The 26298-nt window shown below is 67.8% G+C and carries 26 protein-coding genes and 1 other RNA gene; 15 read left to right on the forward strand and 12 right to left on the reverse strand.

The window, feature by feature from the left end; genetic code table 11:
• Positions 1-714: 714 nt before the first annotated feature.
• From ACZ0AE_RS15950 to ACZ0AE_RS15995, 10 genes are all read right to left on the reverse strand, one after another.
• Positions 715-1077, reverse strand: a complete 363-nt coding sequence (locus ACZ0AE_RS15950; protein WP_038686505.1) for a NirD/YgiW/YdeI family stress tolerance protein — start codon at positions 1075-1077, stop codon at positions 715-717.
• Positions 1078-1800: 723 nt separating this feature from the next.
• Positions 1801-3273 (reverse strand): citrate synthase, encoded by a 1473-nt coding sequence (locus ACZ0AE_RS15955; protein WP_463601585.1) that lies wholly within the window; start codon positions 3271-3273, stop codon positions 1801-1803.
• Positions 3274-3414: 141 nt separating this feature from the next.
• A complete protein-coding gene (locus tag ACZ0AE_RS15960; protein ID WP_038686500.1) occupies positions 3415-3657 on the reverse strand; it encodes a type B 50S ribosomal protein L31 in 243 nt (80 codons plus the stop codon).
• Between the two features lie 112 nt (positions 3658-3769).
• Positions 3770-4705 carry a nucleoside hydrolase gene (locus ACZ0AE_RS15965; RefSeq protein ID WP_463601586.1) on the reverse strand — a complete coding sequence of 312 codons (936 nt, stop codon included), beginning with the start codon at positions 4703-4705 and terminating at the stop codon, positions 3770-3772.
• A 220-nt stretch (positions 4706-4925) separates the two neighbouring features.
• On the reverse strand, positions 4926-7037 hold the full coding sequence (gene recG / locus ACZ0AE_RS15970; RefSeq protein WP_463601587.1) for an ATP-dependent DNA helicase RecG: 2112 nt from the start codon (positions 7035-7037) through the stop codon (positions 4926-4928).
• A 1-nt stretch (position 7038) separates the two neighbouring features.
• Positions 7039-7431: a RidA family protein gene (locus ACZ0AE_RS15975; RefSeq protein WP_038686492.1), complete on the reverse strand. Its 393-nt coding sequence runs from the start codon at positions 7429-7431 to the stop codon at positions 7039-7041.
• Positions 7432-7698: 267 nt separating this feature from the next.
• Positions 7699-9858 (reverse strand): RelA/SpoT family protein, encoded by a 2160-nt coding sequence (locus ACZ0AE_RS15980; RefSeq protein WP_038686491.1) that lies wholly within the window; start codon positions 9856-9858, stop codon positions 7699-7701.
• Positions 9859-10095: 237 nt separating this feature from the next.
• A complete protein-coding gene (gene rpoZ / locus ACZ0AE_RS15985; RefSeq protein ID WP_005410877.1) occupies positions 10096-10395 on the reverse strand; it encodes a DNA-directed RNA polymerase subunit omega in 300 nt (99 codons plus the stop codon).
• A 112-nt stretch (positions 10396-10507) separates the two neighbouring features.
• A complete protein-coding gene (gene gmk, locus ACZ0AE_RS15990) occupies positions 10508-11173 on the reverse strand; it encodes a guanylate kinase (RefSeq protein WP_051598735.1) in 666 nt (221 codons plus the stop codon).
• Complete coding sequence (locus ACZ0AE_RS15995) at positions 11170-12030, reverse strand: YicC/YloC family endoribonuclease (protein WP_463601588.1); 861 nt, start codon at positions 12028-12030, stop codon at positions 11170-11172. Before ACZ0AE_RS15995 ends, gmk begins: the two co-directional genes overlap by 4 nt.
• Before the next feature lie 124 nt (positions 12031-12154).
• On the opposite strand from ACZ0AE_RS15995, the gene rph reads away from it, so the two are divergent.
• The 7 genes from rph to pepQ all read left to right on the forward strand — a co-directional run bounded on the left by rph (position 12155) and on the right by pepQ (position 19715).
• Positions 12155-12883 (forward strand): ribonuclease PH, encoded by a 729-nt coding sequence (gene rph / locus ACZ0AE_RS16000; RefSeq protein ID WP_038686489.1) that lies wholly within the window; start codon positions 12155-12157, stop codon positions 12881-12883.
• Positions 12880-13266, forward strand: a complete 387-nt coding sequence (locus tag ACZ0AE_RS16005) for a VOC family protein (RefSeq protein WP_463601589.1) — start codon at positions 12880-12882, stop codon at positions 13264-13266. The genes rph and ACZ0AE_RS16005 overlap by 4 nt, the downstream gene beginning before the upstream one ends.
• Complete coding sequence (gene rdgB, locus ACZ0AE_RS16010; RefSeq protein ID WP_463601590.1) at positions 13263-13859, forward strand: RdgB/HAM1 family non-canonical purine NTP pyrophosphatase; 597 nt, start codon at positions 13263-13265, stop codon at positions 13857-13859. The genes ACZ0AE_RS16005 and rdgB overlap by 4 nt, the downstream gene beginning before the upstream one ends.
• Positions 13860-13917: 58 nt before the next feature.
• Positions 13918-15144 carry a radical SAM family heme chaperone HemW gene (gene hemW, locus ACZ0AE_RS16015; protein WP_463602106.1) on the forward strand — a complete coding sequence of 409 codons (1227 nt, stop codon included), beginning with the start codon at positions 13918-13920 and terminating at the stop codon, positions 15142-15144.
• Positions 15145-15485: 341 nt separating this feature from the next.
• The gene (locus ACZ0AE_RS16020; protein WP_463601591.1) at positions 15486-17954 is read left to right on the forward strand and encodes a DUF1631 domain-containing protein; all 2469 of its coding nucleotides are present in this window, start codon (positions 15486-15488) and stop codon (positions 17952-17954) included.
• Entirely contained in the window at positions 17951-18304 is a 354-nt protein-coding gene (locus tag ACZ0AE_RS16025) for a PilZ domain-containing protein (protein ID WP_463601592.1), read from the forward strand. Before ACZ0AE_RS16020 ends, ACZ0AE_RS16025 begins: the two co-directional genes overlap by 4 nt.
• A gap of 82 nt (positions 18305-18386) precedes the next feature.
• Positions 18387-19715 carry a Xaa-Pro dipeptidase gene (gene pepQ, locus ACZ0AE_RS16030; protein WP_463601593.1) on the forward strand — a complete coding sequence of 443 codons (1329 nt, stop codon included), beginning with the start codon at positions 18387-18389 and terminating at the stop codon, positions 19713-19715.
• Between the two features lie 258 nt (positions 19716-19973).
• On the opposite strand, the gene ACZ0AE_RS16035 is transcribed toward pepQ, so the two are convergent.
• Together ACZ0AE_RS16035 and ACZ0AE_RS16040 are read right to left on the reverse strand one after the other, a co-directional pair.
• A complete protein-coding gene (locus tag ACZ0AE_RS16035; protein ID WP_463602107.1) occupies positions 19974-21299 on the reverse strand; it encodes an aminopeptidase P N-terminal domain-containing protein in 1326 nt (441 codons plus the stop codon).
• 7 nt (positions 21300-21306) lie between these two features.
• Entirely contained in the window at positions 21307-21855 is a 549-nt protein-coding gene (locus ACZ0AE_RS16040; RefSeq protein WP_038686483.1) for a UPF0149 family protein, read from the reverse strand.
• A gap of 198 nt (positions 21856-22053) precedes the next feature.
• Between ACZ0AE_RS16040 and ACZ0AE_RS16045 the strand changes: the two genes are divergently transcribed.
• From ACZ0AE_RS16045 to ACZ0AE_RS16080, 8 genes are all read left to right on the forward strand, one after another.
• The gene (locus ACZ0AE_RS16045; RefSeq protein WP_038686482.1) at positions 22054-22275 is read left to right on the forward strand and encodes a TIGR02449 family protein; all 222 of its coding nucleotides are present in this window, start codon (positions 22054-22056) and stop codon (positions 22273-22275) included.
• The gene (locus ACZ0AE_RS16050; RefSeq protein WP_038686480.1) at positions 22272-22568 is read left to right on the forward strand and encodes a cell division protein ZapA; all 297 of its coding nucleotides are present in this window, start codon (positions 22272-22274) and stop codon (positions 22566-22568) included. Before ACZ0AE_RS16045 ends, ACZ0AE_RS16050 begins: the two co-directional genes overlap by 4 nt.
• Before the next feature lie 188 nt (positions 22569-22756).
• Positions 22757-22941: non-coding RNA, 6S RNA (gene ssrS, locus ACZ0AE_RS16055), on the forward strand.
• A gap of 80 nt (positions 22942-23021) precedes the next feature.
• Positions 23022-23621 carry a 5-formyltetrahydrofolate cyclo-ligase gene (locus ACZ0AE_RS16060; protein WP_463601594.1) on the forward strand — a complete coding sequence of 200 codons (600 nt, stop codon included), beginning with the start codon at positions 23022-23024 and terminating at the stop codon, positions 23619-23621.
• 13 nt (positions 23622-23634) lie between these two features.
• A complete protein-coding gene (locus tag ACZ0AE_RS16065; protein ID WP_137190237.1) occupies positions 23635-24111 on the forward strand; it encodes an EVE domain-containing protein in 477 nt (158 codons plus the stop codon).
• 30 nt (positions 24112-24141) lie between these two features.
• Positions 24142-24789 (forward strand): ribose-5-phosphate isomerase RpiA, encoded by a 648-nt coding sequence (gene rpiA, locus ACZ0AE_RS16070; RefSeq protein ID WP_038686473.1) that lies wholly within the window; start codon positions 24142-24144, stop codon positions 24787-24789.
• A 52-nt stretch (positions 24790-24841) separates the two neighbouring features.
• Positions 24842-25291 carry a DUF192 domain-containing protein gene (locus ACZ0AE_RS16075; RefSeq protein ID WP_038686472.1) on the forward strand — a complete coding sequence of 150 codons (450 nt, stop codon included), beginning with the start codon at positions 24842-24844 and terminating at the stop codon, positions 25289-25291.
• Between the two features lie 157 nt (positions 25292-25448).
• On the forward strand, positions 25449-26294 hold the full coding sequence (locus ACZ0AE_RS16080) for a SirB1 family protein (protein WP_038686470.1): 846 nt from the start codon (positions 25449-25451) through the stop codon (positions 26292-26294).
• Positions 26295-26298 lie beyond the last annotated feature (4 nt).

The following is a 26298-nucleotide window of genomic DNA, read 5'->3' on the forward strand; positions in this document are numbered from 1 at the left end:
GCACCGGCACCGGCAGCACCTCGCGGGCGTAGCGCGCCAACACCTCTGCCGCAGCAATCGCCGGCGGTCGCCGCGCGGGGTCTGCTGGACCGGCCATGTGTGCGTCTCCATTTCCGTTGGAAGGAACTGCAGCGTCTGCCTGTGGTCCAGCGGGCATTGCTTCCGGCGATGCGCCCCGGGCAGGGGCGCAGGGCACGCGGCGTCCTGCGTCCGCCCATGGCGGCCACGTCATTGTCAACCTGTGCGTTGCGCAGAGGGGGGTGGGCACGGCGGCGACAGTGCTGCGTCGCCGTGCGATGTGCCATCGCCCACGACGGTACGCAACGACGCGCGATCGTTCACCTGCTTCCACCAGTTCGTCTGTCCGGTGCAGCGCGCCTGCGAGGCGTTGGCACGGGTCGGTTCGGTTACCGCTGTTGCGACTTCATCCCCATCACACCCCCCTGCGTTGCGGATGCCTCATGCATCGGCGGCGGGTCGGCGCCATGCCTGCGCCAGCCCGGTCCTGGTCATCCCGCGCTGCACGGCAGGCCGCAGGATGCGACGAGAGCGTCCGCCCGGCCATTGGGCGCGTCGATGCCTGAATCACGTGATGCCCTATTCAACATTTGAATCTGGGCGCGTACGCACAGTTCCGTTCGGCCGGTGTTCTCACATTCACGCACCGGGCTGGCGCAGAGATACAGCGATGTGCGCAAACGGGCATGCGGGAGGTCAGCGCGGCGGCAGCACCTGCACGCGCTTCACCTCGATATCGGTGGGCTTGAAGCGGTGCGTGTCGACCTTGCCCAGCAGTTCCACCGTGGCAGATGCGCCAATGGGCGGGTGAGGCATGTCCTCGTCGTCGATCTCGACCTCGATGTCGCCGGTGGCGTCGCGGAAGCGGTAGCGTTCGTCGCCGACCTTGGCGACCAGATGGCCCAGCAGCAGCACCGCATGGTCGTCACGCTGCTGGCGTGCCTGCGCTACGGTGGTGGCGACGGCGGAGGCGCCCGGCCCGGTATAGCCGGCCAGGGCGTCGCTGGCATGCAGGGCAACGGGGGCAACAAGCAGGGGAATCAGCAGGTAGCGCTTCATGGTTGGTCTCCTTCGGGAACGGCTCGATTGATGCGACCAGCCTGATCCGCAGAGCCCGATAGACCCATGCAATAAGTACGAAAACGTCAGCGCAGCGCGCCTGCGCGGAGACACCGTTCATCGTCATGACGGGGGGAACCACCCCATGGGTGGCTGCACGGGGTGCCCACACCAACCGGCGCCACCGCGCAAGAATCAAGCTTCTTCGCCCATGTACGGCGAGCGTCTTGTTGCAACGGCCGTCGCAGAGTGAGTACGCCGCGACGCGGATGGCCGGGGGTGCAGGCGCCGTTTGGATCGGCTGGCGTCTCGATCCGGCCGGTCGCGAGCGTGAGGGCCCCGTAGCAGCCCGTAGGCCCCTGGCGCAAATGTCCCCCGGCCGCGTGGCGGCCTCCTCCTTTATTTTGCCCAGGAGCCTACCGGCCGCTACGGGGCTCGGCTTGCGGTAAGCAGGGGACGCCAGGCTTTTCTGGTGCTGTCGGTGGGTCGGGCGCGGGGCCCCCATGCCCTTGGAGGCGAAATAAAGGGGGAGGGGGAGGTGGCGGCCGCAGGCCGACGCCGGAGGACATTCGCCGGAAAGGGCATGGGGGCCCCGCGCCCGACCCGCCGGCGACTGCACCTGCAAATCGTCAAGGCACGTTTCTGCTTGCACCCATATGGGAGAAGAACCAAAAGAAACGCCCCGCAGTGCGGGGCGTTCTTCAACACGCGTTACCGGGACGATCAGCCCTGGTAGTCGCGCACGTCGCTGCCGGTGTAGACCTGGCGCGGACGGCCGATCTTCATTTCCGGATCGACCTGCTGTTCCAGCCAATGGGCCACCCAGCCGGAGGTACGGCCCAGGGCGAACATGACGGTGAACATTTCGGTCGGGATCTGCAGCGCCTTGTAGATGATGCCGCTGTAGAAATCGACGTTCGGGTACAGCTTGCGGGCAACGAAGTAGTCGTCCTGCAGCGCGGCCTGTTCCAGCTTGACGGCCACGTCCAGCAGCGGATCCTGCACGCCCAGCTGCTTGAGCACCTTGCCGGTCATCTCACCGATGACCTTGGCGCGCGGATCGAAGTTCTTGTACACGCGGTGGCCGAAGCCCATCAGGCGGAAGCCGGAGGTCTTGTCCTTGGCCTTGAGCACGGCGGACTCGACGTTGTCGGCCGAACCGATCTCTTCCAGCATCTTCAGCACGGCTTCGTTGGCACCGCCGTGGGCCGGACCCCACAGCGCGGTGACGCCAGCGGCGACCGACGCGTACGGGTTGGCACCGGTCGAACCGACCAGACGCACGGTCGAGGTCGAGGCGTTCTGCTCGTGGTCGGCGTGCAGGATGAACAGCAGATCCAGTGCCTTGACCACGTCCTGGTTCAGTTCGTACTGGCCGTCGGCCGATTCGAAGGTCTGCTTCAGGAAGCGGCTGACGTAGTCCAGCGAGGTGTCCGGCGTGTTGGCCGGCAGGCCCTTGCCGTGGCGGTAGATCAGCGCCGACAGGGTCGGCACCTTGGCGATCAGGCGCACGGCGGCCTGGCGGCGCTGTTCGGCGTCGGACAGGTCCAGCGAGGCGTGGTAGATGCCCGACAGCTGCGCGATGGCGGCGGTCAGGATGGCCATCGGATGGGCATCCTTGGCGAAGCTGCCGATCAGGGTGTTGATCGACGCATCGACGTTGGCTTCAGCGGCCAGCTCGTCGGTGAAGGCCTTCAACTGCTCGGCGCTCGGACGCTCGCCATTGATCAGCAGGTAGGCCACTTCGACGTAGCTGGACTTTTCCGAGAGCTGCTCGATCGGATAGCCGCGATACAGCAGCACGCCCTTGTCACCGTCGATGTAGGTGATGGCGGACTTGCAGCTGGCGGTGGCGGTGAAGCCGGAGTCGTAAGTGAAGAGACCGGTTTCCTTGGTCAGCTTCGAGATATCGACGCAATCGTTGCCGAGCGTAGGTTTGATGACGGGCAAAACAACCGACTTTTCGCCGGCGTTGAGCGTGACCTGATCAAGATCGGACACTGTGTGCGCTCCTCGAGGGAAGGCGCCCACCCAAGCGCATGGGGCAGGCACGTGAAGGAAGTCCACGATCGTTACCGTGGATCCCGGCATTATCGCACAGCAACATTTCTGCCGCCCTAGGACGGAAGTCGTAGACGCGGGTACGGGGCTGCGTATGGTGCGCCCTGCCAGCAGCGCCAAGGCTCCGCGCGGCATGCGGACAACAACGTCCGGACACAGCGTTCCGCAGGCACCCGTGCATCGCTTGGCCTGCGTTCAGTTCACGGCCCTGGAGCGGACACAAAAAAACAACGGCCGCCAAGGCGACCGTTGTTTTCGTGCAACTGCAGCGACAACTCAGCGCGCGTAGCGCTTCTGGAACTTGTCGATACGGCCGCTGGTGTCGATCACCTTGTGCTTGCCCGTGTAGAACGGATGCGAAGCCGAGGAGATTTCAACCTTGACGAGCGGGTACTCGTTGCCATCTTCCCACTTGACCGTTTCCTTGGCGGACATGGTCGAACGGGTCAGGATCTTGAAATCAGAGGTAACGTCGTGGAAAACCACGTCGCGGTAAACAGGATGAGTATCGGCCTTCATGGGCGCGCACCGTAATAAGGGCTGGTGATCAAGAGCGGCATTATAGCCCCGGATGCCGCAAAGGGCAAGCCGGGACCATCAACCGTGCGAAAGGTCCGCCGCAGCGGCGTCGTCAGACGCCGAGTGCCGCCCGGACCTGGGCTTCAAAACGCCCCTGGTCGTAGGCCATCAGCAGCTGGGTGTTATCCGGCTGCCCGGTCTGGCGGTTCCAGTCGACAATGGTAGCACCTCGGCTGTGCACGCCGGCCAGTTCGACGTTCAGCGGACGCGATTCGACCCGCAGGGCGCCGTCGGGCTGCAGCGCCCAAGCCATGGCGAGGGCATCGGCGGCGAACCAGCGCTCGCCGCGGCTGTCTTCGGACCACAGGCGGGTCTGGCGCGAAATCAGCTCATAGAAGCGGGCCTTGTCGGTGTCGGCAGCCAGCCACTTCTCGACATCGGCGTGCAGCAGGCCGTGGGCGACGGTGGCTTCCCAGTCGGCCACTTCGATGTGCGGGAAGCCGGTGAACACCACGTGCGCCGCTTCGGGGTCGAAGGCGATGTTGAACTCGGCCGCCGGGGTGATGTTGCCGTGGCAGGTCACCGCCCCGCCCATCACCAGGAAGCGCTTCACGCGCTGCGGCAGGGTCGGGTCGAGCTTGAGGGCCAGGGCCAGGTTGGTCAGCGGGCCAAGGGCGACCAGGAACAGCTCGCCGGCGTACTGGTGCGACAGGCGCAGAATCGCCAGGGCGGCGTGCTCGGCTTCGGCCTGGCGCTTGGCGGCCGGCAGGTTCACATCGCCAAATCCATCGGCGCCATGCACGTGGGCCGCGTCGACGGAGGGATGCAGCAGCGGGTCGGCGGTACCGGCGTAGACCGGCACGTCTTCGCGGCCGGCCACTTCACACAGCTTCAGCGCGTTGCGCACGGTGTGGTCCAGGCCGACATTGCCGGCGGCGATGGTCAGGCCGACGATATCGTGGCGCTCATCGGCGAAGGCCATCAACAGGGCCAGGGCGTCATCGACACCCGGATCGGTGTCGATCAACAGCGGAATCTTCTTGGTCATCGTTGCCGTCTTGATAATCGGCAAGGGACTTTCGCACCCTGTCATGACAAATACAAGGCGGGGGCGATCGGGTGCGGGCAGGTACCGACCGTTGGTCGGTACAGGGTTGAAAGGCGTCGCTTCGATCGGTCCGCCGGCGACCGGATGGGCCGCTACGGGGCCGACTTGCGGAACGGAGTACGTCAACGCCCGTGGAGAAATCAGGAAAGCCGCGCTGTTTTTACGCCGCCGCGTAGCGCACGGCCGTGCCGATCCAGCGGCGCACGACCTTGTCGGCCACCTCCGGTGCTTCGGACAGCAGGCGCTCGGCCAGGTCGTGCACGCCCGGCAGCAGGTCGGCGTCGCGCGCCAGGTCGGCCATGCGGAATGCAGCCAGGCCGGTCTGGCGGGTGCCGAGCAGTTCGCCGGGACCGCGCAGTTCCAAGTCCTTTTCGGCGATCAGGAAGCCGTCGTTGGTCTGGCGCATGGTTTCCAGCCGCTCGCGGGCCATGGCCGACAGCGGCGCCTGGTACAGCAGCACGCAGCGCGACACGGCCGAGCCGCGCCCTACCCGACCGCGCAGCTGGTGCAGCTGGGCCAGGCCAAGACGCTCGGCGTTTTCGATGATCATCAGCGATGCATTGGGAACGTCCACGCCCACTTCGATCACGGTGGTGGCCACCAGCAGGTCGAGCTGACCGGCCTTGAACGCCACCATCGTGGCGAGTTTTTCGCTGGCCTTGAGCCGCCCATGCACCAGGCCCACGCGCACGCCCGGCAACAGCGCCTGCAGCGATTCGAAGGTGGCCTGGGCCGGGGTGGCATCGAGCTCTTCGCTTTCCTCGATCAGCGTGCACACCCAGTACACCTGCTGCCCCTCGGCGCAGGCCACGGCGATGCGCTGGATCAGTTCGGGGCGCCGGTCGTTGTTGAACGCCACGGTCTGCACCGGGGTGCGCCCTGGCGGCAGTTCGTCGATGGCCGACACGTCCAGGTCGGCATACTCGGACATCGCCAGCGTGCGCGGGATCGGGGTGGCGGTCATCACCAGCTGGTGCGGCACGCTGCGCCCGTCCGCCCCCTTGTCGCGCAGGGCCAGGCGCTGATGCACGCCGAAGCGGTGCTGCTCGTCGACGATGGCCAGGGCGAGGTCCTTGAACACCACGCTGTCCTGCATCAGGGCATGGGTGCCGACCACCACCTGTGCGTCGCCGGAGGCCACGTCGGCCAGCACCTTGGTGCGCGCCTTGCCGGTGACCTTGCCGGCCAGCCAGGCGGTGCGCACGCCCAGCGGTTCCAGCCAGGCGCGCAGGTTGTTCAGATGCTGCTCGGCCAGCAGTTCGGTGGGCGCGGCCAGCGCAACCTGCTTGCCCCGCTCCACTGCCAGCATCGCCGCCAACGCGGCCACTACGGTCTTGCCCGACCCCACATCCCCCTGCACCAGGCGCAGCATCGGGTGCGCCTTGATGAGGTCCTTGCGGATCTGTTCGAACACGCGCTGCTGCGCGCCGGTGAGCTGGAACGGCAGGCTGTCGCGCAGCTGCCTGACCAGCACGCCCGGCCCGCGCAGCGACGGTGCGTGGTGCGCCTGCAGTGCCATGCGCTGGCGGCGCAGGCTGAGGTGGTGGGCCAGCAGTTCTTCGATGGCCAGGCGGCGTTGTGCCGGATGGCGGCCGGCGGCCAGCGCGGCCAGGTCGGCATTCGGCGGCGGCCGGTGCACGGTCAGCAGCGCGCTGCGCAGCGACGGCAGGCCCATGCCGGACAACCAGCCCGGCGGCACCAGCTCCAGCGTGGATTCTTCCGGCAACCGGTCCAACGCCAGCCCGATGAACTTGCGCAGGGTGGCCGGGCCGACGCCCTCGATGGCCGGGTAGACCGGGTCGAGGCTGTCGCCGAGATCGTCATCGTCGTTGACGCCCATCACCCGGTAACTGGGGTGGACGATCTCCAGCCCGGTATGGCCGGGCTTGGCGGTGCCATAGCAGCGGATGCGCGCGCCAACGGCGAACTGCGACACCTGCTGCGAGCGGAAATGGAAAAAGCGCAGTACCAGGGTGCCGTAGGAGTCGTCCTCGATGGCGACCTTCAGCACCGGGCGGCCACGGAAGCCGCGTTCAACCGCGCTGACCCGCCCTTCCACCTGCGCGGCCACGCCGGGCTGCAGTTGGGCGATGGTGGTCAGCCGGGTGCGGTCTTCATAGCGCAGTGGCAGATGCAGCCACAGGTCCTGCAACGAGGACAGGCCACGGGCCTCCAGCTTGGTGGCCACCGCCGGGCCGATCCCGGGAAGCATCGACAGCGATGCTTCCCCGGCCGCGGCCAGGGCCGGTGCAGGAGCCCGTGACCGTGCCACGTCAGGCCTGGTCGAGCACCATCACCGCATCAACCTCGAAGTTGGCGCCCTTGGGCAGGCCGGACACTTCGATGGTGGAACGGGCCGGGAACGGGGCCTTGAAGTAATCCTGCATGACCGCGTTGACCTTGGCGAATTCGGCCAGGTCGGTGAGGTACAGGCCGAGGCGGACGATCTGGTCCAGCGAACCACCGGCTTCTTCGGCCACGGCCTTGAGGTTGTCGAAGGCGCGGCGGGCCTGCGCTTCGATGTCGCCGGCGCCGACGATGTCACCGGTGGCCGGGTCCAGCGGGATCTGGCCGGAGAAGTACACGGTGTTGCCGGCACGCACAGCCTGCGAATACGGACCGATCGCGGCCGGGGCGTTGGCGCTGGTGATGATCTGGCGGGACATGGGAGCTCCAGGGGAACAAAAGTGGGCCCACCATTGTACCGCTGAAGCCAAGGCCCCAAAGCCGCGATCGAAGCCGCAATCGAAGCCGCAATGTCTGGTAGAGCCGACCGTTGGTCGGCTGGCCGGAAAATGACGAAGACGATTGGTCGGCCGGCCGACCATGTCGATCATTGTCGCGCGGTGCGCGAGCAGCCGACCAACGGTCGGCTCTACCCCCGGTGGTGCGCCAAGAGCGTCTGCGCCCATCATCGCCACGCGGAACGCGGTTTATTGCCGGCGAACCGACTGCACCACCGACAACCGTCGCAGCCTGCGCATGACCTCGGCCAGGTGGTTGCGGTCGCGGACCTGGATGTTGAAAGCCAGTACCGCCGCATTGAAATCGCGGTCGAGGTAGTCCACGCGTTCGATGTTGGAATGGCTCTGCGCGATCGCCGCGGCCAGCTGGGCCAGCACGCCGGTGCCGTTTTCCACTTCCACCACCAGCGAGGTGTCGTAGTCGCCGGACACGGTGGTGTCCCAGCCAATGGGCACCCAACGCTCGGGCGACTTGCGCAGTTCGGCCAGGTTCGGGCAGTCCATGCGGTGCACCACGATGCCCTTGCCGGCGGTGTGGTAACCCATGATGTCGTCGCCCGGGATCGGCTGGCAGCAGTTGGCGAAGCTGACCACGCCGCGCTCGCTGCCGTTGATCAGGATCTTTTCCTGCGAATGCTTGGAATGCGCGCCGCCGCGCAGCTCGGCGTAGGCCATCAGCGCCTGTGCGGCCTGGTTGGGCATCCAGTTGCCCAGCGCCACTTCGGCCAGCAGGGCCTCCAGGCGCGGGTAGCGGTGTTCGGCCAGGAACGCATCCAGGCGCCCCTTGGGCAGGCGTTCGAGCGAGCTGTCCATCGCCTCCAGCGCGCGGTCGAGCATGCGGTGGCCCAGTTGCACCGCGTCTTCGTGCTCCAACTGCTTGAGCTGGTGGCGGATGGCGGTGCGTGCCTTGGAACTGACCACGAACTCCAGCCACTGCGGCTTGGGCGTGGCCGAGCGCGCGGTGATCACTTCCACGGTCTGCCCGCTGACCAGCTTGGTGCGCAGCGGCACCAGCTTCTTGTCCACGCGCGAGGCCACGGCCATGTTGCCCACGTCGGTGTGCACCGCATAGGCGAAATCGAGCGCGGTGGAGTTGCGCGGCAGGGCCAGGATCTTGCCCTTCGGGGTGAACAGGTAGACCTCGTCCGGGAACAGGTCCACCTTGACGTTGTCCAGGAACTCCAGCGACGAACCGGCGGCGCGCTGGGAATCGATCAGTTCCACGATCCAGGCATGCGCGCGGCTCTGCGCGCTGTTGGGCGAGTCGCCGCCGAACTTGTAGGTCCAGTGCGCGGCCACGCCGCGCTCGGCGATCAGGTCCATTTCCTCGGTGCGGATCTGCACTTCGATCGGCGACCCGTACGGCCCGAACAGCACCGTGTGCAGCGACTGGTAGCCGTTGGCCTTGGGGATCGCGATGAAATCGCGGAAGCGCCCGTCCAGCGGCTTGAAGGTGGCATGCACCGCGCCCAGCGCGTGGTAGGCGCTGGGCACGTTGCGCACGACCAGGCGGAAGCCGAAGACATCCATCACCTGGTCGAAGGATTTGTTCTCGTCGTGCATCTTGTTGTAGATGCTCCACGGGGTCTTGATGCGGCTGACCAGCCGGTGCTCCAGCCCTTCCTTGGCCAGCCGCTGCGACAGCTGCACTTCCACCTGCGCCATCGCCTCGCGGCGGACCACCGGCTGGCTGCGGATGTGCTTTTCCAGGATGGCGTGGCGCCACGGGTACAGCGCCTTGAAGCCCAGGTTCTGCAGCTCGCTTTTGACCAGGCTCATGCCCAGCCGCTGCGCGATGGGGGCGTAGATCTCCAGCGTTTCACGGGCGATGCGGCCGCGCGCTTCGCGGCTCTGCGCGCCCAGCGTGCGCATGTTGTGCAGGCGGTCGGCCAGCTTGATCATGATCACGCGCAGGTCGCGCGACATCGCCAGCAGCATCTTGCGGAAGCTCTCGGCGGCCGCTTCCTGGCGGTCGCGGAATTTCAGCTTGTCCAGCTTGGTTACGCCGTCGACCAGCTCGGCCACCGCTTCGCCGAACTCGGCCGCCAGTTCCTCGCGCGTGAGCGGGGTGTCTTCGATGGTGTCGTGCAGGATCGCGGCGATCAGCGCTTCCACGTCCAGGCCGAGCTCGGCCAGCACCTGGGCCACGGCCACCGGATGGGTGATGTAGGGCTCACCGGACTTGCGGGTCTGCCCGGCATGCGCGGAGGCACCCACTTCCCAGGCACGGCGCAGCAACGGCAGTTGCTCGGGCGGCAGGTAATGCGCTGCGCGTTCGAGCTGGAGGACATAGTCGGGTACGGCCGCGCCGGGAGGCGAGGCGACCTTGGCAGTGGGGCCTGGGTTCATGCTGGAAGACTATTCCAGCGGCGGGATAACGGCAAACATCTGAACAGGGATCGGAGGGGGCTTCGACGACCAACGGTCGTCGCCTACCGCGTTGGACGGTGGTGGTGCGATGGCCAACGGTCGTTGCCTGGACCGATCACCCTGCGTCGTTGCGTGTCGGTGTTTCCGCGGCCCAGACGCAGAACAGCCCGCCAAGGCGGGCTGTTCGTGCAACCACAACCGGTTCGCGCGAGGCGATCAGTCGTCGTTCTTGGACATGTCTTCGTCGGCGACGACTTCGGCAGCGGCCCATTCCAGTGCTTCACGCTCTGCACGCTCGCGTTCGGCCTTCTCGACTTCGTCGATCAGGGCGTTGTCGATCTTGCGGGCCGCAATTTCGCGCAGCGCCAGCACGGTCGGCTTGTCTTCGGTTTCGCTGTTGTCCAGGGTGGCCTGAACGCCATTGGCCAGCTGACGGGCGCGCTTGGACGCCATCATGACCAGTTCGAAACGGTTGTTCACGACTTCCAGACAATCTTCTACGGTGATGCGGGCCATGCGGGCTCCCGGCAGCCGGTGAGGGCTGCTCAATCGAATGAGGGAAAGGGGACGGATTGTACCGGCGGGGGCTGGACAAAATCAAGCCAACCCGCTAGCACCCCGTTTGGAATCAGTCAGTTGAGGCCGCATCCTGGGTCAGCAGAGCCTGGATCAGGCCCGCGTGGCGGACCTTCTGGGCCTCCCGGCGCAGCCGGCTGGCCGTGAAGATGGCGCACAGCTCGTCCACTGCGGTCTCGAACACCTCGTTGACGATGACGTAGTCGAAGTCGTTGAAGTGCAGCATCTCTTCACGCGCGGCGGACAGGCGCTGGGCAATCACCGCCTCGCTGTCCTGGCCGCGCTTGCGCATGCGGTCCTGCAGGGCCTGCTTGGACGGCGGCAGGATGAACACCGTCACCGTGCCCGGCACCAGCTGCCGCACCTGCTGGGCGCCCTGCCAGTCGATCTCCAGCAGGACGTCCTGGCCCGCGGCCAGCTGCGGTTCCACCGACTGCCGTGCGGTGCCCTTCCAGTCGCCATGCACCCAGGCATGTTCGAAGAAATCGCCGGCGGCGATCATCCGCTCGAATTCCTCGGCGCTGACGAAATGGTAGTGCTCGCCGTTGATTTCACCCGGGCGCGTGGCCCGTGAGGTGAACGAGATCGACAGGGCGATCTGCGGGTCGCGCGCCAGCGTGGCGTTGACGATGCTGCTCTTGCCGGCCCCGGAGGGCGCGGCCACGATGTACAGGGTGCCGCGCGCAGGCGCACCGGCGGGCGTGGGCTGGCTGCTCATTCGATGTTCTGCACCTGTTCGCGGATCTGGTCGATCAGCACCTTCAGCTCGACGGCGGCATTGGAGGTACGGCTGTCCACCGACTTGGAGCCCAGCGTGTTGGCTTCGCGGTTGAATTCCTGCAGCAGGAAGTCCAGGCGGCGGCCCACCGGCTCGCGCTGGGTGAACACCCGGCGGATTTCGACGATGTGGCTGCCCAGGCGGTCCAGCTCTTCATCCACGTCCAGCTTCTGCAGCCACATCACCAGCTCCTGCTCGGCGCGGCCCGGATCGACCGGGTGCGGCAGGTCGGCCAGGCGCGCGGACAGCTTGGTGCGCTGGCCCTCGCGGATCAGCGGAATCAGCGTGGTGACCTCGGCGGCGATGCGCTCCACCCCGTCCACGCGTTCCTGGATGGCGGCGGCCAGCTTGTCGCCTTCACGCTCACGCGCGGCCACGAAGCCGTCCAGGGTGGCGTCCAGCAGGGCCAGCGCCTCGGCATGCAGCGCCGCGGCGTCCACCGCTTCGCCCTGCATCACGCCCGGCACCTGCAGCAGTTCGGTGAAGCTCACCTGCAGGCTGGGGAAGCCCGGCGCCAGGCGGCGGGCCAGTTCGCCCAGCTGGGCCAGCAGCACGTCGTTGACCACCAGTGCACCGGTGACCTCCGGCGCGCGCAGGCGCATGACCAGGTCGATCTTGCCGCGGCTGCAGCGGGAAGCGACGCGCTCGCGCAACTGCGGTTCCAACGCACGCAGCTCGTCGGGCAGGCGCACGCCCACCTCCAGGAACCGGTGGTTGACCGAGCGCAGCTCACAGGCCAGCGTGCCCCAGCGGGTGGCGCGCTCGCCGCCGGCATAGGCGGTCATGCTTCGAATCATGGTGGGTTTTCCGATGTTCCCAAAGGGGGAATGGTACCCTAGCGGTCTCATTCGAGCCTCCCTGCCTGCCCCCTCGGGGTGCGGGCATGGTCGCGTTCCCCCAGCTTCCACGGAACCCCAACGCATGTCCGACACCCGTCCCAGCGGCCGCCAGGCCGACCAGCTGCGCGAAGTGCGCATCGAGCGCGCCTTCACCCGTCACGCCGAGGGCTCGGTGCTGGTCAGCTTCGGTGAAACCCGCGTGCTGTGCACCGCCAGCGTGGAAAACCGCGTGCCCGGCTTCCTGCGTGGCAAGGGCGAAGGCTGGGTCACCGCCGAGTACGGCATGCTGCCGCGCTCCACCCACACCCGCAACGACCGCGAAGCGGCGCGCGGCAAGCAGGGCGGCCGCACGCTGGAAATCCAGCGCCTGATCGGCCGCACCCTGCGCGCCTGCATCGACCGCGGCGCTTTGGGCGAACGCACCATCACCCTGGACTGCGACGTCCTGCAGGCCGATGGCGGCACCCGTACCGCCGCCATCACCGGTGCCTACGTGGCGCTGGTGGACGCGGTGAACTTCCTGATCAAGCGCGGCGACATCAAGCGCAACCCGATCTTCGGCGCGGTGGCGGCGGTGTCGGTGGGCGTGTACCGCGGCACCCCGGTGCTCGACCTGGACTACGCCGAAGACAGTGACTGCGACACCGACATGAACGTGGTCATGAACGACGGCGGCGGTTTCATCGAACTGCAGGGCACCGCCGAAGGCCACGCCTTCCGCCGCGACGAGCTGGACGCGCTGCTGGTGCTGGCCGAGAAGGGCATCAAGGACCTGTTCGCGGCGCAGCAGGCCGCCCTGGCGTCTGCATGAACCGCCGCATCGCGCTGACCACCCTGGTGGTGGCCGACTACGACGAGGCCATTGCCTGGTACACCGGCATGCTCGGCTTCGCCCTGATCGACGACATCGACCAGGGTGACAAGCGCTGGGTGGTGGTCGGGCCGAGCGACGGCAGCGCAGCTGCCCTGCTGCTGGCGCGTGCCAGTACCGATGAGCAGCGCAGCCGGATCGGCAACCAGACCGGCGGCCGCGTCGGCTTCTTCCTGAACACCGACGATTTCTGGCGCGACCACGCCGCGTTGACCGCGCGTGGCGTGGAATTCCTGGAAACCCCGCGTGACGAGGTGTACGCCACCGTGGCGGTGTTCCGCGACCTGTACGGCAACACCTGGGACCTGCTGGAGCCGAAATGAAGACACTGGTACTGGCCAGCGGCAACGCCGGCAAGCTGAAGGAACTGCAGGCCATGCTGGGCGACCTGCCGCTGCAGATCGTAGCGCAGGGCGAGCTGGGCGTCAGTGACGTGCCGGAAACCGGCCTGACCTTCGTCGAGAACGCGCTGATCAAGGCCCGCCACGCCAGTGCCGTCACCGGCCTGCCGGCGCTGGCCGACGATTCGGGCCTGATCGTGGACGCGCTGGACGGCGCGCCCGGTCTGTACAGCGCGCGCTATGCGGGCAGTCCGACCAACGATGCGGCCAACAACGCCAAGCTGCTCGACGCGCTGCGCGAGGTGCCGGCCGAGCGCCGCACCGCCCGCTTCTACGCGGTGATCGTACTGCTGCGCCACGCCAACGACCCGCAGCCGCTGATCTGCGAAGGCAGCTGGGAAGGGGTGATCCTGGACGAAACGCGTGGCAGCAACGGCTTCGGGTACAACCCGGTATTCCTGGACCCGACGCACGGCCTGACCGCGGCGGAAATGGACCCCGCGCAGAAGAATGCCATCAGCCATCGCGCGCTGGCCCTGCAGTTGCTCAAGCAGAAACTGCCCGCGTTGCTGTGATGCCACCCCTGATGATGTCTGGAGAGCCGGCCAGCGGCCGGCACTACCCGTGAATTCCATGTCTCAGCCACACGACCATTGCGACCACCTGCCCGGCGAACACTGCGCGGGCGACCACGACCACGCGCCGCGGCTGATTCCGCCGCCGCTGGCGCTGTACGTGCACCTGCCGTGGTGCGTGCGCAAATGCCCGTACTGCGATTTCAACTCGCATGCGGCCAAGGGTGAACTGCCGTTCGAGGCGTACATCGACGCCCTGATCCGCGATCTGGATCAGGACCTGCCGCTGGTCTGGGGCCGGGTGGTGAGCAGCGTGTTCTTCGGCGGTGGCACGCCCAGCCTGTTCCCGCCCGAGGCGATCGACCGCTTCCTGCAGGCGGCGTCGGCCCGGCTGCGCTTCGCGCCGAACCTGGAAGTGACCCTGGAAACCAATCCGGGCACCGCCGAGCACGGCCGTTTCGACCGCTACCGCGCGGCCGGGGTGAACCGCATCAGCTTCGGCATACAGACCTTCAACGACGAGGCGCTCAAGCGCCTGGGACGCATCCACGACAGTGGTGAAGCCGAGCGTGCGGTGAAGCTGGCCCAGGATGCGGGCTACGACAATTTCAACATCGACCTGATGTACGCGCTGCCGCAGCAGACGCTGGCCCAGGCCGAACATGACCTGGAACGCGCGTTCGCGCTGCAGCCCACGCACATGTCGCACTACCAGCTCACCTTGGAGCCGAACACGGTGTTCTTCGCGCGGCCGCCGCAGGGCATCCCCGACGAGGATTCGGCGTGGGACATCCAGGAGCACTGCCAGGCGCTGCTGGCCGAGGCCGGCTACGCGCAGTACGAGGTCAGTGCCTACGCCAAGCCGGGCCGACAGAGCGCGCACAACCTGAACTACTGGCGCTTCGGCGACTACCTGGGCATCGGCGCGGGCGCGCACGGCAAGATCAGCAGCGGTGCCGAGCAGCACGTGCTGCGGCGTTGGAAGCACAAGCACCCGCAGACCTTCATGGACGCGGCGGGCACGGCAGCGGCGATCGGCGGCGATGACGTGATTGATGGCGAGCGCCTGCCGTTCGAATACATGCTCAACCTGCTGCGTCTGCATGAAGGGTTCACGCTGAAGGACTTCGAATCGCGCACCGGTCTGGAGGGCGCGAGCATCGCCGTGCCCTTGCAGGCGGCGATCCAGCGCGGCTGGATGACCCTGGACGGCGAGCATGCCCGCCCCACCGAGCTGGGCCGGCGTTTCACCAACGACGTGGTCGAACTGTTCCTCCCCGCGTAGAGCCGACCGTTGGTCGGCTGCTGTTGATCTGTTGCCGTCGATCTGATGCCACCTGCGCATGTCTGGGATTCCGCCGACGGCAGCCGACCAACGGTCGGCTCTACGTCGGGGGCGATGCGCAGGGGTAGAGCCGACCGTTGGTCGGCTGCTGTTGATCTGTTGCCGTCGATCTGATGCCAGCTGCGCATGCCTGGGATTCCGCCGACGGCAGCCGACCAACGGTCGGCTCTACGGCGGGGGCGATGCGCGGGGGTAGAGCCGGGTGTCGGGGGATCCCTTCTGGCGGGGACACCGCGAAACCGTTAGATTCCTTACTCTCAGGGGAGCCGGAACCACAACGGATGTCTGCGTCCGCACCTTCATCGTCCCAGACCGACCCGGCCCGTTTCGCCCACGTGGCCGCGCCGCCGCGCGTGCGCCGCCTGCTGGCGTCGCTGCATGCGTTGGCCGCGCAGACCCTGGCCACCCCGCTGAAACTGACCATCGTCGAACTGGAGCGCGAGCTGTTCCGCGATGCCGAGCGCGCGCGCAACAGCCAGATCCAGGCCGACATCTATGCCCAGACACGGCGCCTGCACGAGGTCAACGCACAGTTCGCCCCGCTGTTCCTGGACGCACTGGGGGACGCCCTGGCCCAGCTGCGCGAGCCGCGCGTGCGCCATGTGCCGACCCCGGCGGCCAGCACCCTCACCGCCAGTACCCTGACCCTGGTGGCCGACACCGACATCGACCGCGACATCGTGCTGGTGGAGATCACCCGCCGCGAGGCGCAACGGTCGGCCAGCGCCCTGCAACTGCTGGGGCAACGCTTCGCGGTGCTCGCCGCCGGCCCGGAGTTCGATGTCGAAGACCTGCCGTTCGGCCCGCACGTGCTGTGCCGGATCGTGCGGGAACTCGGCGAACGCTTCGAACTGGGGCTGGAAACCCAGCTGGCGCTCTACCGCGTGTTCGACCGCCAGTTGATCGACCGGTTGGGCGAACTGCTGGATCGCGCCAACATCCTGCTCGGGCACGAAGGTGTCCTGCCCGGCCTGGTCTACACCCCCTACCTGGCGCGGTCGGCCACCACCCGGCGCATCGTCACCGGCGCCGAACGCAGCGGCCCGGCGCGTGAAGGCGGCAAGGTCAATCGCCCCCTGACCGGCTGGAGCGGGTCGGCAAGCAACAGCGCGTGGGCGGCGATGACCAGCGAGGCAATGGGCGACCTGCCCGCCTCGCTGCGCTCCGGCCCGCCCGTGCCCGCCGGTGCGGAAAGTAACGCACCGGTTTCAGCAGCAGGCGCTGCGCCGCAGGATCTATCGGCGCCCGCCATGTCTGCGCTGCACCAGCTGCTCGACGCCGCGCGCCAAGCCAGCGCCACTGGCCTTGCCGGGGCGACGGGCAGTGCTGGCGGTACCGCTGCAAGCAGCGGCGCGGCGGCTTGCGGCGCCGTGGAGTCGCCGGGTGTTCCAACGGCGGCCAGCCCCGCCTCCTCTGCCGGCCCGCCGGTTGCGGTGGCCAGCGAATCGGTCCATGCCACCCTGGCCAAACTGCAGGCGCAAAGCGCCGGTACCGGCACGGCCCGGCGCAGCATGGCCGACCTGCACAACGCGCTGCTGGCCCAGATGCGCGCCGACCATGGCGCGCAGGCCGCCTTGACCGTCAAGGACAGCGACACCTTCGACCTGCTGGACATGCTCTACGGGCAGATCCAGCGCGAAGTGCGCCCGGACGCGGTCGCCGCCGATCTGCTCGCGCGCCTGCAGGTCCCGGTGGCCCGGGCCGCCCTGTCCGACCCGGCGTTCTTCGTGCGCGACCAGCATCCCGCGCGGGAGCTGCTCAATGCGGTGGCCGAAGCAGGCGCCAACTGGCTGGGCGAAGACGACGTGGACCCGCAGCTGGTGCAGAAGCTGGGCCGCGCCGTGGACCAGGTGGTGGACGACTACCAGGGCGACGCGGCGGTGTTCGAGGCCGCCAACGAAGACATCCAGCAGCACTTCCGCGCACTGGCGCACAAGGCCGAACTGGCCGAGCGCCGCCATGTGGAAGCCGCGCGCGGCAAGGAACGCCTGGAGTCGGCCAAGCAGCAGGCCGGCGCCAGCATCGAACAGCTGTGCGCCCAATCCCAACCCCCGCGCTTCGTGCAGTCGCTGCTGAAGCAGGCGTGGTCGGACGTGCTCACCCTCACCCTGCTTCGGCATGGCGAAGGCTCCGAGCAATGGCAGCAGCGCGAGCAGGAAACCGCCCGGATTGCCGAGGTGACCTGCCAGCCGCCCGGCACCGCGCCGAGCGATGCCGACCTGGGCGGCCAGGTGGAAGCCGCGCTGCTGCAGGTGGGCTACCACCAGGACGAAGCGGCCGCGATCGCGCGGCGCCTGTCCTCCCCGGGCGGCGAAGATGAAGGCAGTTCGCGCACCGAACTGACCGCCCGGATCCGTGCCCGCACCCGCCTGGGCGAACAGGGCGAGGGCCACGAGCCACGCAAAGTCGCGCCGCTGGCACGCAGCCTGGCCGAGGAAGACTGCTATCGCCAGCTGCGCACGCTGCCGTTCGGGACCTGGTTCGAATTCACCACCAACCAGCAGGGCGACCTGCGCCGCCAGCGGCTGTCGTGGTACAGCCTGCTCACCGACAATGCGTTGTTCGTCAATCCGCGCGGGCAGAAGGTGGGGGAACACTCGCTGGACGCGCTGGCCCGCCTGATGGCGCATGGCCAGGTGCGCATCGTCAACGAGGACAAGAGCCGCCTGATCGACCGCGCCTGGCAGGCGACGCTGCGCACGCTGCGTTCGCTGGCCGGCCCTGGCCCTGCCGCAGAGACCGCTCCATGACCGCCGATACCGATACCCGCCGCGCGCCGCGCCGCCAGGTGGCCGAACTGGTGCCTGTCACCGACATGCTGGCCGAGGCAGTGGTGGGACGGCTCGGCAATATTTCCGAAACCGGCATGCTCATGCTGGCCTCGGCACCAATGCACGACGACGCGCTGTACCAGCTGCAGTTCGCCATTCCCGGCCCGCACGGCCAGCCCGTTGCCCTGGACGTGGGCGCGCACCAGCTGTGGAGCGAGCAGACCCATGCCCCCGGCCAGGCCTGGGTGGGCTTCCGTTTCATCACCCTCAGCCGCGAGCACCGCGAATTGCTGCGGGCGTGGATCGCGCAGGAAACTTCGGCGGTCTGAGTGCCGGTTCCGGCACAGCGCGACGGGTCTGATTGCGGCAGAATCATGGGCTGCACTCCGCACTGCCCAACGAGCCTCCGCGATGAACCAGCCTGACCTTGGCGCCCTGTACTCCCATCACGTCAGCGTGCTGCGCCAGCGTGCCGATGAAGCGCTGGCCCGCGGCGGTTTCGACCACCTGGTAATTCCCAGCGGCACCCAGCACTACCAGGCGTTCGACGACCGCGACTACCCCTACGCGGTGAACCCGAACTTCAAGGCGTGGCTGCCGCTGACCAAGCTGCCCAACAGCTGGCTGGTGTACACCCCCGGCCAGCGCCCGACGCTGATCTTCTTCCAGCCGTTCGACTACTGGCACGTGGTGCCCGATGCCCCCAACGGCTGGTGGGTGGAGCACTTCAACATCGAGATCATCCGCAGCGCCGAGCATGCCCTGGCGCTGCTGCCCAAGGACCCGGCACGCTGCGCGATCCTGGGCGAGCCGCAGAGCGCCCTGGGTGCGTTCGTGCCGAACAACCCCGAGCCGGTGCTGCATTACCTGGACTGGCAGCGCGGCTACAAGACCCCGTATGAAATCGCACTGATGCGCCAGGCCCAGCGCCTGGGCGTGCGCGGTCATCGCGCCGCCGAGGCCGCGTTCCGCGCCGGCGCCAGCGAGTTCGAGATCCACATGGCCTACTGCAGTGCGGTGGGCCAGGACGCCAATGAACTGCCCTACGGCAACATCATCGGCCTCAACGAACATGCCGCGGTGCTGCACTACACCGACCTGGGCCGCAGCGCGCCGACGCCGTTGCGCAGCTTCCTGATCGATGCCGGTGCCAGCGCGTACGGGTATGCCAGCGACATCACCCGCACCTATGCCGCCGCCGGCCATGACGAGTTCCAAGCCATGATCGATGCGGTCGACGCGGCCCAGCAGCAGATGGCCGCCGGTGTGCGTGCCGGGGTGGACTACAAGCAGCTGCACGTGGACGCGCACTTGTCGTTGATGGGCATCCTGAAGGACTTCGGCGTGCTCAAGGTATCGCCCGAAGCGGCCCTGGCCACCGGCGTCAGCGCGGCGTTCTTCCCGCACGGCCTGGGCCACCTGATCGGCCTGCAGGTCCACGATGTGGCCGGTTTTGCCGCCAGCGACCGCGGCGGCCGCATCGAACGTCCGCAGGGCCACCCGTACCTGCGCCTGACCCGTGTGCTGGAGCCGGGCATGGTGGTGACCATCGAACCGGGCGTGTACTTCATCGACATGCTGCTGGACGAAGTGAAGCAGGCCGGCAACAGTGACAGCATCGACTGGAGCCGCGTCGACTTCTTCCGTCCCTACGGCGGCATCCGCATCGAAGACGAAGTGCTGTGCACCGACGGCGATGCCGACAACCTGACCCGCCCGGCGTTCGCCGCGGCCGATTGACGGCAGCCGGCCCGTAGAGCCGGGCTCTGCCCGGCTGCACGCGATGCCGGCCAGCGGCCGGCACTACCGGTGTCCCGGCCGCCCGTAGAGCCGGGCTCTGCCCGGCTGCACGCAATGCCGGCCAGCGGCCGGCACTACCGGTGTCCCGGCCGCTCGTAGAGCCGGGCTCTGCCCGGCTGCACGCAATGCCGGCCAGCGGCCGGCACTACCGGTGGTCCGGCAGCGCGCTCAGCCGGGCGGAGCCCGGCTCTACGGGTGTCAGCGCGCCGCCATTTCCTCTTCGATCTCATCGGCGCTGCGCGCCAGCGCCGCGGTCAGCACCTGGTGCCCGTCCTCGGTGATCAGCACGTCATCCTCGGTGCGGATGCCGATGCCGCGCCAGCGCGCTTCCACGCTGCGGTCATCTGCCGAGACATACAGGCCCGGTTCGATGGTGAACACCATGCCCGGTTCCAGCATGCGCGAGTCGCCGGCCAGCCGGTAATCGCCCACGTCGTGCACGTCCAGCCCCAGCCAGTGCCCGGTCTTGTGCCGGTAGAAGCGCTGGTAATGGCCTTCGGCGATGTTCTCTTCCGCGCTGCCCTTCAGCAGCCCCAGGTGCAGCAGGCCTTCGGTCAGGGTCTGCACGGCCGCCAGGTGCCCGGCTTCATACGCGTTGCCCGGCCTGGCCTGCGCCAACGCTGCCGCCTGCGCCGCGCCGACCAGGTCGTGCAGCGCGCGCTGTTCGGCACTGAAGCGCCCGTTCACCGGGAAGGTGCGGGTGATGTCGCTGGCGTAGCCGCGGTACTCGGCGCCTGCATCGATCAGCACCAGCTCGCCATCGCGCGATCGCGCGTTGTTGTCGCGGTAGTGCAGGATGCAGCCGTTGGCGCCGGCCCCGACAATGCTGGAGTATGCCGCGCACGCATCATTTGCCCGGAACTCGCGCTCCAGGTCGGCCTGCAGTTCGTACTCGTGGATGCCCGGGCGCGCCACCCGCATTGCTACCCGGTGGGCCTGCACGCTGATATCGGCGGCGCGCTGCATCAGCGCGATCTCGGCGCTGGACTTGAACAGCCGCTGTTCGTGCAGTAGGTGGCCCAGCTCCAGGAATTCATGCGGCGGCTGCGCGCCATGCCGCACCTGCGAGCGCACCCGGTTGACCCAGCCGATCAGCTTGAGGTCGAACTCCGCGTCGCGGCCGAAGTGGTAGTACACCCGCGAGCGCCCCTCCAGCAGACCCGGCAGGATGTCGTCGAGGTCGTCGATGGGATACGCATCGTCCATCCCATACTGCGACACCGCGCCTTCCTGCCCGGCACGCGCGCCGTCCCAGGCTTCGCGGTCGGCGTCGCGCTCACGGCAGAACAGGATCACCTCGCCGTGGCGCCGGCCGGGGATCAGCACCAGCACCGCGTCCGGCTCCGGGAAGCCGCTCAGGTACCAGAAGTCCGAGTCCTGGCGGAACGGGAAATGCGTATCCAGGCTGCGCACCCGCTCGGCCGCAGCCGGCAGCACCAGGATCGCGTCGTCGCCGGCCATTTCCATCAACTGCTGGCGGCGGCGGGTGTACTCGGCGGCGGAGATGCCGGTCAGCTGCCGGATATCCATCTCAGTTCAGACGCTGCCGGTGGCGCGCGGCCATCACGCAGTCGCCGTGCAGCAGCAGCACCGCCACGCGGATGAACTCTTCGATCTCGGCCAGCGCGTCTTCGTCATCATCGTTGCCGCTTTCGAAGTCTTCGCTGGAGGCCTGGGCCAGCTTGGCCAGGTCGTTCAGGGCTTCTTCGCCCTCTTCGGACAGCGTCGGGCGACGGCCACCGGAGCCCAGCCCGAAGCCGCCCAGGAAGGCGCGCGCCCAGGTGAACAGCGCATCGGCCTGCGCGGCGGTGTCGCTGGCGTCGCTGAGCAGCAGCTCGAACGCAAAGTCGCGGTCTTCCAGCTGCGCCACGCTGGCCTGCAGCAGCTGCGACAGCGGATCGTCCTCGGCCGGCAGCGGCAGGTTGTCATCGGCCAGCACCCGCGCCGGCCATTCGCGCACCGGCGCACCGCCGGCAGACAGCCAGCCGCACAGCCCGCCATGCAGTTCGGCGGCATTGGCGCCCAGGCCCAACGCCTGGCTGGCCTTGTTTACGTCATCGACACTCGGAAGTTCGGTCATCTTGGGGCTCGATCGGAAAAAGGCGCCGGGGCCGCCGGGGGCGGCGCTCTGGCAGCCTCACAGTGTAGCAATCCGCCCGTGGCCGTCGGGTTGCCATCGCGTTCCCGGGCAGGCGCTGCGGGGGTAACCCGACCCCTGCTGAAGCCCCCGTCATTATTCGCTTGACCGGCTCCACCGCCCTTGCCTATCGTGCCGGGCATGGAACCTTCCGACGCCATCACCCAATTGCAGGCCTTCGCCGCCCGGGTGGAGGCGTTGCTGGAACGCAACCAGCGCCTGGCCGAGGAGAACCGCAGCCTCCGCCATCAGCAGGAGCAACTGGTGGCCGAGCGCTCCCAGCTGCTGGCCAAGAACGAACAGGCCCGCTCCCGGGTCGAAGCGATGATCACCCGCCTCAAGTCCCTGGAGCAGCACACATGAGCCAGACCGAACCGGTCAGTGTCCGCATCCTGGACCGTGAATACACGGTGGGCGTGGGCCCGGAAGAGAAAGAAATCCTCACCGCAGCGGCCCGCCTGCTGGATGCGAAGATGCGCGAGATCCGCGGCAGCAACCGCATGGCCGCCGTGGACCGGGTGGCCGTGCTGGCCGCCTTGAACCTGGCGCATGAGCTGCAGCAGCTGCGCGATGAACACGCCCGCCAGGGCGTGGCACTGCAGCAGACCCTGGCCGATCTGAACCGGCGGCTGGACCGGGCGATCGACGGGGCGTGAGCCGCCGGCGGTAGAGCCGACCGTTGGTCGGCGCCACCCGAATGGTCATGCGGCCGACCAACGGCCGATGTTCCACGGCATGTTCCATTCAACAAGGCCATAGCATGGCCTTCATCGATCTGAATTCAGGTGCAATCCGACCGACGAACGGCCTATCCCTCGGCGCGCGCTTGGCTATAATGGCGACGCGTTCTCTGCTGTGAACGACGGCGTGTGCAAACATTCGCCTTGTCCCTTAATTACGACCACGGGTGCGCGACGGCGCCGGGAGTGCAAGTCCGCCTTGTAGCGGGAAGCCCGAAGGAACCCCAGCGTACCCACTTGAACCCCGGGTTCAAGGTCGTTTCGCACGCATCGTCACCGCGGAGAATGCAGTATTCCTGCAAGAGCGACGCCCCTACCGGGACGTCGCTCTTGTTTTATCCGCGCCCGCACCACGCCCCGGACCCAGGCATGACCGACCCGCGCACCGCACTGCGCCAGCAGCTGCGCCAACGCCGCCGAGACATCCCCGCCGCGCAGCGCCTGGCCGCCGCCGAACACCTGGCCGATCGCCTGCTCCAGCTCCCCTTCGCCCCTGCACACGGCTTCGTTGCCGGGTACTGGGCGATGGATGGCGAAATCGCCCTGCACCGCTGGCAGATGCAGCTGCCCGACATGTTGCAGTACTGCCTGCCGATCCTGGCCGGCGACACGCTGCGCTTCGCGCCGTGGCGACCCGGCCAGCCACTGACCGCCAACCGCTACGGCATTCCCGAACCGGACGTCGCGCTGGAGGCCACGCTGGCACCGGAGCAGATGACACTGGTGGTGGCGCCTCTGGTCGGTTTCGACGCGCAGGGCCGGCGCCTGGGCATGGGAGGCGGCTGGTATGATCGCAGCTTCGCGTTCCGCCACCAGCGCCCCGCACCGCCGTGGCTGGTGGGGGTCGGCTTCTCGGTGCAGCAGGTCGATGACCTGCCGGTACAGCCCTGGGATGTCGCGGTGGATGCGATCTGCACCGACATCTCCACCCACGTCTGCGTACCGGCCAACGGTCGGCACCTACCGTAATCAAAGACTCCGCATGACCGCACGCAAGCGCTACTGGCTGATGAAGTCCGAACCGGACGCCTTTTCCATCGACGATCTGCAGCGCGTGGGCCGTGAGCCCTGGAACGGCGTGCGTAACTACCAGGCGCGCAACTTCATGCGCGACGGCATGAAGGTCGGCGACGGGGTGCTGTTCTACCACTCCAATACCAAGGTGCCCGGCATCGTCGGCATTGCCACGGTGGCCAGCGAGGCCTACCCGGACGACACCCAGTTCAACCCCAAATCCGACTACTACGACCCCAAGGCCACCCGCGAAGAACCGCGCTGGATGCTGGTGGACGTGGCCTTCGAGCGCAAACTGCGCGACACCATTTCGCTGGACGAGATCAAGCTGCACGCCGATGCGCTGGGCGAAGGTTTTCCGCTGACCGCGCGCGGCAACCGCCTGTCGATCCTGCCGGTGACCGCCGCGCAGTGGAAGCTGCTGCTGTCGCTTGAAAAACACTGATTCCCCCTTTCCCTCATAGAGTTGCCCGCCATGTCCGAAGCCAAGCGCCTGGCTGCTGAAAAAGCCCTGGAATACGTCGAAGACGGCATGATCGTCGGGGTCGGCACCGGGTCCACCGTTGCCTACTTCATCGACGGCCTGGCCCGCATCAAGCACCGCATCAAGGGCACCGTGTCCAGCTCCGAGCAGAGCACCGCCCAGCTGAAGTCGCACGGCATCGAGGTGATGGAGCTCAACCACACCGGCAACCTGTCGCTGTACGTGGACGGCGCCGACGAGTGCGACGGCAACAAGTGCCTGATCAAGGGCGGCGGCGCCGCGCTGACCCGCGAGAAGATCATCGCCGAGGCCAGCGAGCGCTTCGTGTGCATCATCGACCCGAGCAAGCAGGTGCCGGTGCTGGGGCGTTTCCCGTTGCCGGTGGAAGTGATTCCGATGGCCCGCAGCCTGATCGCACGCCGCATCCTGGACATGACCGGCGGCCAGCCGGCCTGGCGCGAAGGCGTGGTCACCGACAACGGCAACGTGATCCTGGACATTCACCACCTGCAGATCACCGACCCGGTCAAGCTTGAGCGCGAGCTCAACCAGCTGCCCGGCGTGGTCAGCGTGGGCCTGTTCGCGCGGCGCCCGGCCGACGTGGTGATCGTCGGCGGCGAGCCGCCCCGCGTATTCTGATTCCGCGGCCGGCCCACGATGGCCGGCCTTCTTCCTGCCGAGGTAGACCCCGATGTCGCTGATCCGCCTGTTGCCGCTGCTGCTCCTGATGACCCTGACCGGCTGCGCCAGCAGCGGCACCCGCCACTGGGTGGAACTGAGCGGTGCCCGCTACCAGGTGGAACTGGCCCGCGATGACGCCAGCCGCGCGCGCGGGCTGATGTTCCGCGACCAGATGGATGCCGACCATGGCATGTTGTTCCTGCACGAGCGCGAGGAACTGCAGGCGTACTGGATGAAGAACACCAAGATCGCGCTGGACATCCTGTACTTCGACGAACAGCGCCGGCTGGTCAGCCAGCAGCGCGATGTGCCGCCGTGCTCGGCCGGCGACCGTTGCCCGCCCTACCCCAGCAGCGGCCCGGCCCGTTACGTGCTGGAGCTCAATGCCGGCCAGGCCGAAAAGCTGGGCTTGAAGGACGGCACCGAGATCACCTTCGGCCCCGGCATCGCCGACCGCTGACACCGCGTCCCCGCCCGGGGTAGAGCCGACCGTTGGTCGGCCGCCCCTGGCCCTCCTCAACGTTCCCGCTCAGCCGATCAACGGTCGGCTCTACCGGCGGGCGTGATCCGGCGCTGAAGCCCTTGAAACCGGCTGCGTTTGTCGCCAGTCTGTAGCCATGCAGGGGCAGATCACATTGCCGACGTGGGATTCACTGGCCGAGCTGGATGACGAGGCCCTGCCGCTGTTGCCCACGGCACTGCTGATCGCCCGCGACGAATACCCCGACCTGGACCCCACCGTCTACGACGCGGTGGTGCAGGCCCATGCCGACCACCTGCGTACCGAGGTGGACACCATTGAGCACTGGCCGCTGAAGATCGCCGCAGTGAACCGCCACCTGTTCGACGAACTGGGCTATGGCGGCGACCACGGCGAGTACTACGACCCACGCAACAGCTACCTCAACCAGGTGTTCGAACGCCGCCTGGGCAATCCGATCTCGCTGGCCCTGGTGCAGATGGAAGTCGCGCGCCGGCTGGGCATTCCGCTGGACGGGGTGTCCTTCCCGGGGCACTTCCTGGTGCGTCTGCCGGTGGACGACGGGGTGCTGGTGATGGACCCCTACAACGGCGGCCGCCCGCTGGACGTGGAAGAACTGCGCGAACGCGCACGCTCCCACCTGGGCGGCGAAACCCCGGACGACCACGTGCTGGCGCAGATCCTGGATGCCGCCCCGGCGCGCGCGATCCTGATGCGCATGCTGCGCAACCTGCACGGCGTGTATGTGGAGCGCGGCGAATGGGACCGCGCCGCGCGCAGTGCCGACCGCCTGCTCAAGCTGGCGCCCGAACAGGACGATGCGCTGCGTGACCGCGGCCTGGCGTACCTGAACCTGGATTACGAGGCCGGGGCGCGCCATGACCTGGCCCTGTACCTGCAACGCAACCGTCAGGCCACCGATGCGCAATGGGTGCGCGAGAAGCTGGTGGAACTGGGCGGACGGGCGCCGCGGTTGCATTGACGAA

Source organism: Stenotrophomonas sp. AC248 (assembly GCF_979258185.1).

What these genes read in the sequence shown, in the direction of transcription:
- ACZ0AE_RS15995 (WP_463601588.1), bottom strand. Translation starts at nt 12,030, where the DNA reads ATGATTCGAAGCATGACCGCCTATGCCGGCGGCGAGCGCGCCACCCGC.
- hemW (WP_463602106.1), top strand. Translation starts at nt 13,918, where the DNA reads ATGTCTCAGCCACACGACCATTGCGACCACCTGCCCGGCGAACACTGC.
- ACZ0AE_RS16080 (WP_038686470.1), top strand. Translation starts at nt 25,449, where the DNA reads ATGCAGGGGCAGATCACATTGCCGACGTGGGATTCACTGGCCGAGCTG.
- ACZ0AE_RS16020 (WP_463601591.1), top strand. Translation starts at nt 15,486, where the DNA reads ATGTCTGCGTCCGCACCTTCATCGTCCCAGACCGACCCGGCCCGTTTC.
- ACZ0AE_RS16045 (WP_038686482.1), top strand. Translation starts at nt 22,054, where the DNA reads ATGGAACCTTCCGACGCCATCACCCAATTGCAGGCCTTCGCCGCCCGG.
- ACZ0AE_RS16025 (WP_463601592.1), top strand. Translation starts at nt 17,951, where the DNA reads ATGACCGCCGATACCGATACCCGCCGCGCGCCGCGCCGCCAGGTGGCC.
- ACZ0AE_RS15975 (WP_038686492.1), bottom strand. Translation starts at nt 7,431, where the DNA reads ATGTCCCGCCAGATCATCACCAGCGCCAACGCCCCGGCCGCGATCGGT.
- pepQ (WP_463601593.1), top strand. Translation starts at nt 18,387, where the DNA reads ATGAACCAGCCTGACCTTGGCGCCCTGTACTCCCATCACGTCAGCGTG.
- rpoZ (WP_005410877.1), bottom strand. Translation starts at nt 10,395, where the DNA reads ATGGCCCGCATCACCGTAGAAGATTGTCTGGAAGTCGTGAACAACCGT.
- ACZ0AE_RS16050 (WP_038686480.1), top strand. Translation starts at nt 22,272, where the DNA reads ATGAGCCAGACCGAACCGGTCAGTGTCCGCATCCTGGACCGTGAATAC.
- rpiA (WP_038686473.1), top strand. Translation starts at nt 24,142, where the DNA reads ATGTCCGAAGCCAAGCGCCTGGCTGCTGAAAAAGCCCTGGAATACGTC.
- ACZ0AE_RS15965 (WP_463601586.1), bottom strand. Translation starts at nt 4,705, where the DNA reads ATGACCAAGAAGATTCCGCTGTTGATCGACACCGATCCGGGTGTCGAT.
- ACZ0AE_RS15955 (WP_463601585.1), bottom strand. Translation starts at nt 3,273, where the DNA reads ATGCCGCGCGGAGCCTTGGCGCTGCTGGCAGGGCGCACCATACGCAGC.
- ACZ0AE_RS15980 (WP_038686491.1), bottom strand. Translation starts at nt 9,858, where the DNA reads ATGAACCCAGGCCCCACTGCCAAGGTCGCCTCGCCTCCCGGCGCGGCC.
- ACZ0AE_RS16060 (WP_463601594.1), top strand. Translation starts at nt 23,022, where the DNA reads ATGACCGACCCGCGCACCGCACTGCGCCAGCAGCTGCGCCAACGCCGC.
- ACZ0AE_RS16005 (WP_463601589.1), top strand. Translation starts at nt 12,880, where the DNA reads ATGAACCGCCGCATCGCGCTGACCACCCTGGTGGTGGCCGACTACGAC.
- gmk (WP_051598735.1), bottom strand. Translation starts at nt 11,173, where the DNA reads ATGAGCAGCCAGCCCACGCCCGCCGGTGCGCCTGCGCGCGGCACCCTG.
- rph (WP_038686489.1), top strand. Translation starts at nt 12,155, where the DNA reads ATGTCCGACACCCGTCCCAGCGGCCGCCAGGCCGACCAGCTGCGCGAA.
- ACZ0AE_RS15960 (WP_038686500.1), bottom strand. Translation starts at nt 3,657, where the DNA reads ATGAAGGCCGATACTCATCCTGTTTACCGCGACGTGGTTTTCCACGAC.
- rdgB (WP_463601590.1), top strand. Translation starts at nt 13,263, where the DNA reads ATGAAGACACTGGTACTGGCCAGCGGCAACGCCGGCAAGCTGAAGGAA.
- ACZ0AE_RS15950 (WP_038686505.1), bottom strand. Translation starts at nt 1,077, where the DNA reads ATGAAGCGCTACCTGCTGATTCCCCTGCTTGTTGCCCCCGTTGCCCTG.
- ACZ0AE_RS16075 (WP_038686472.1), top strand. Translation starts at nt 24,842, where the DNA reads ATGTCGCTGATCCGCCTGTTGCCGCTGCTGCTCCTGATGACCCTGACC.
- ACZ0AE_RS16040 (WP_038686483.1), bottom strand. Translation starts at nt 21,855, where the DNA reads ATGACCGAACTTCCGAGTGTCGATGACGTAAACAAGGCCAGCCAGGCG.
- ACZ0AE_RS16065 (WP_137190237.1), top strand. Translation starts at nt 23,635, where the DNA reads ATGACCGCACGCAAGCGCTACTGGCTGATGAAGTCCGAACCGGACGCC.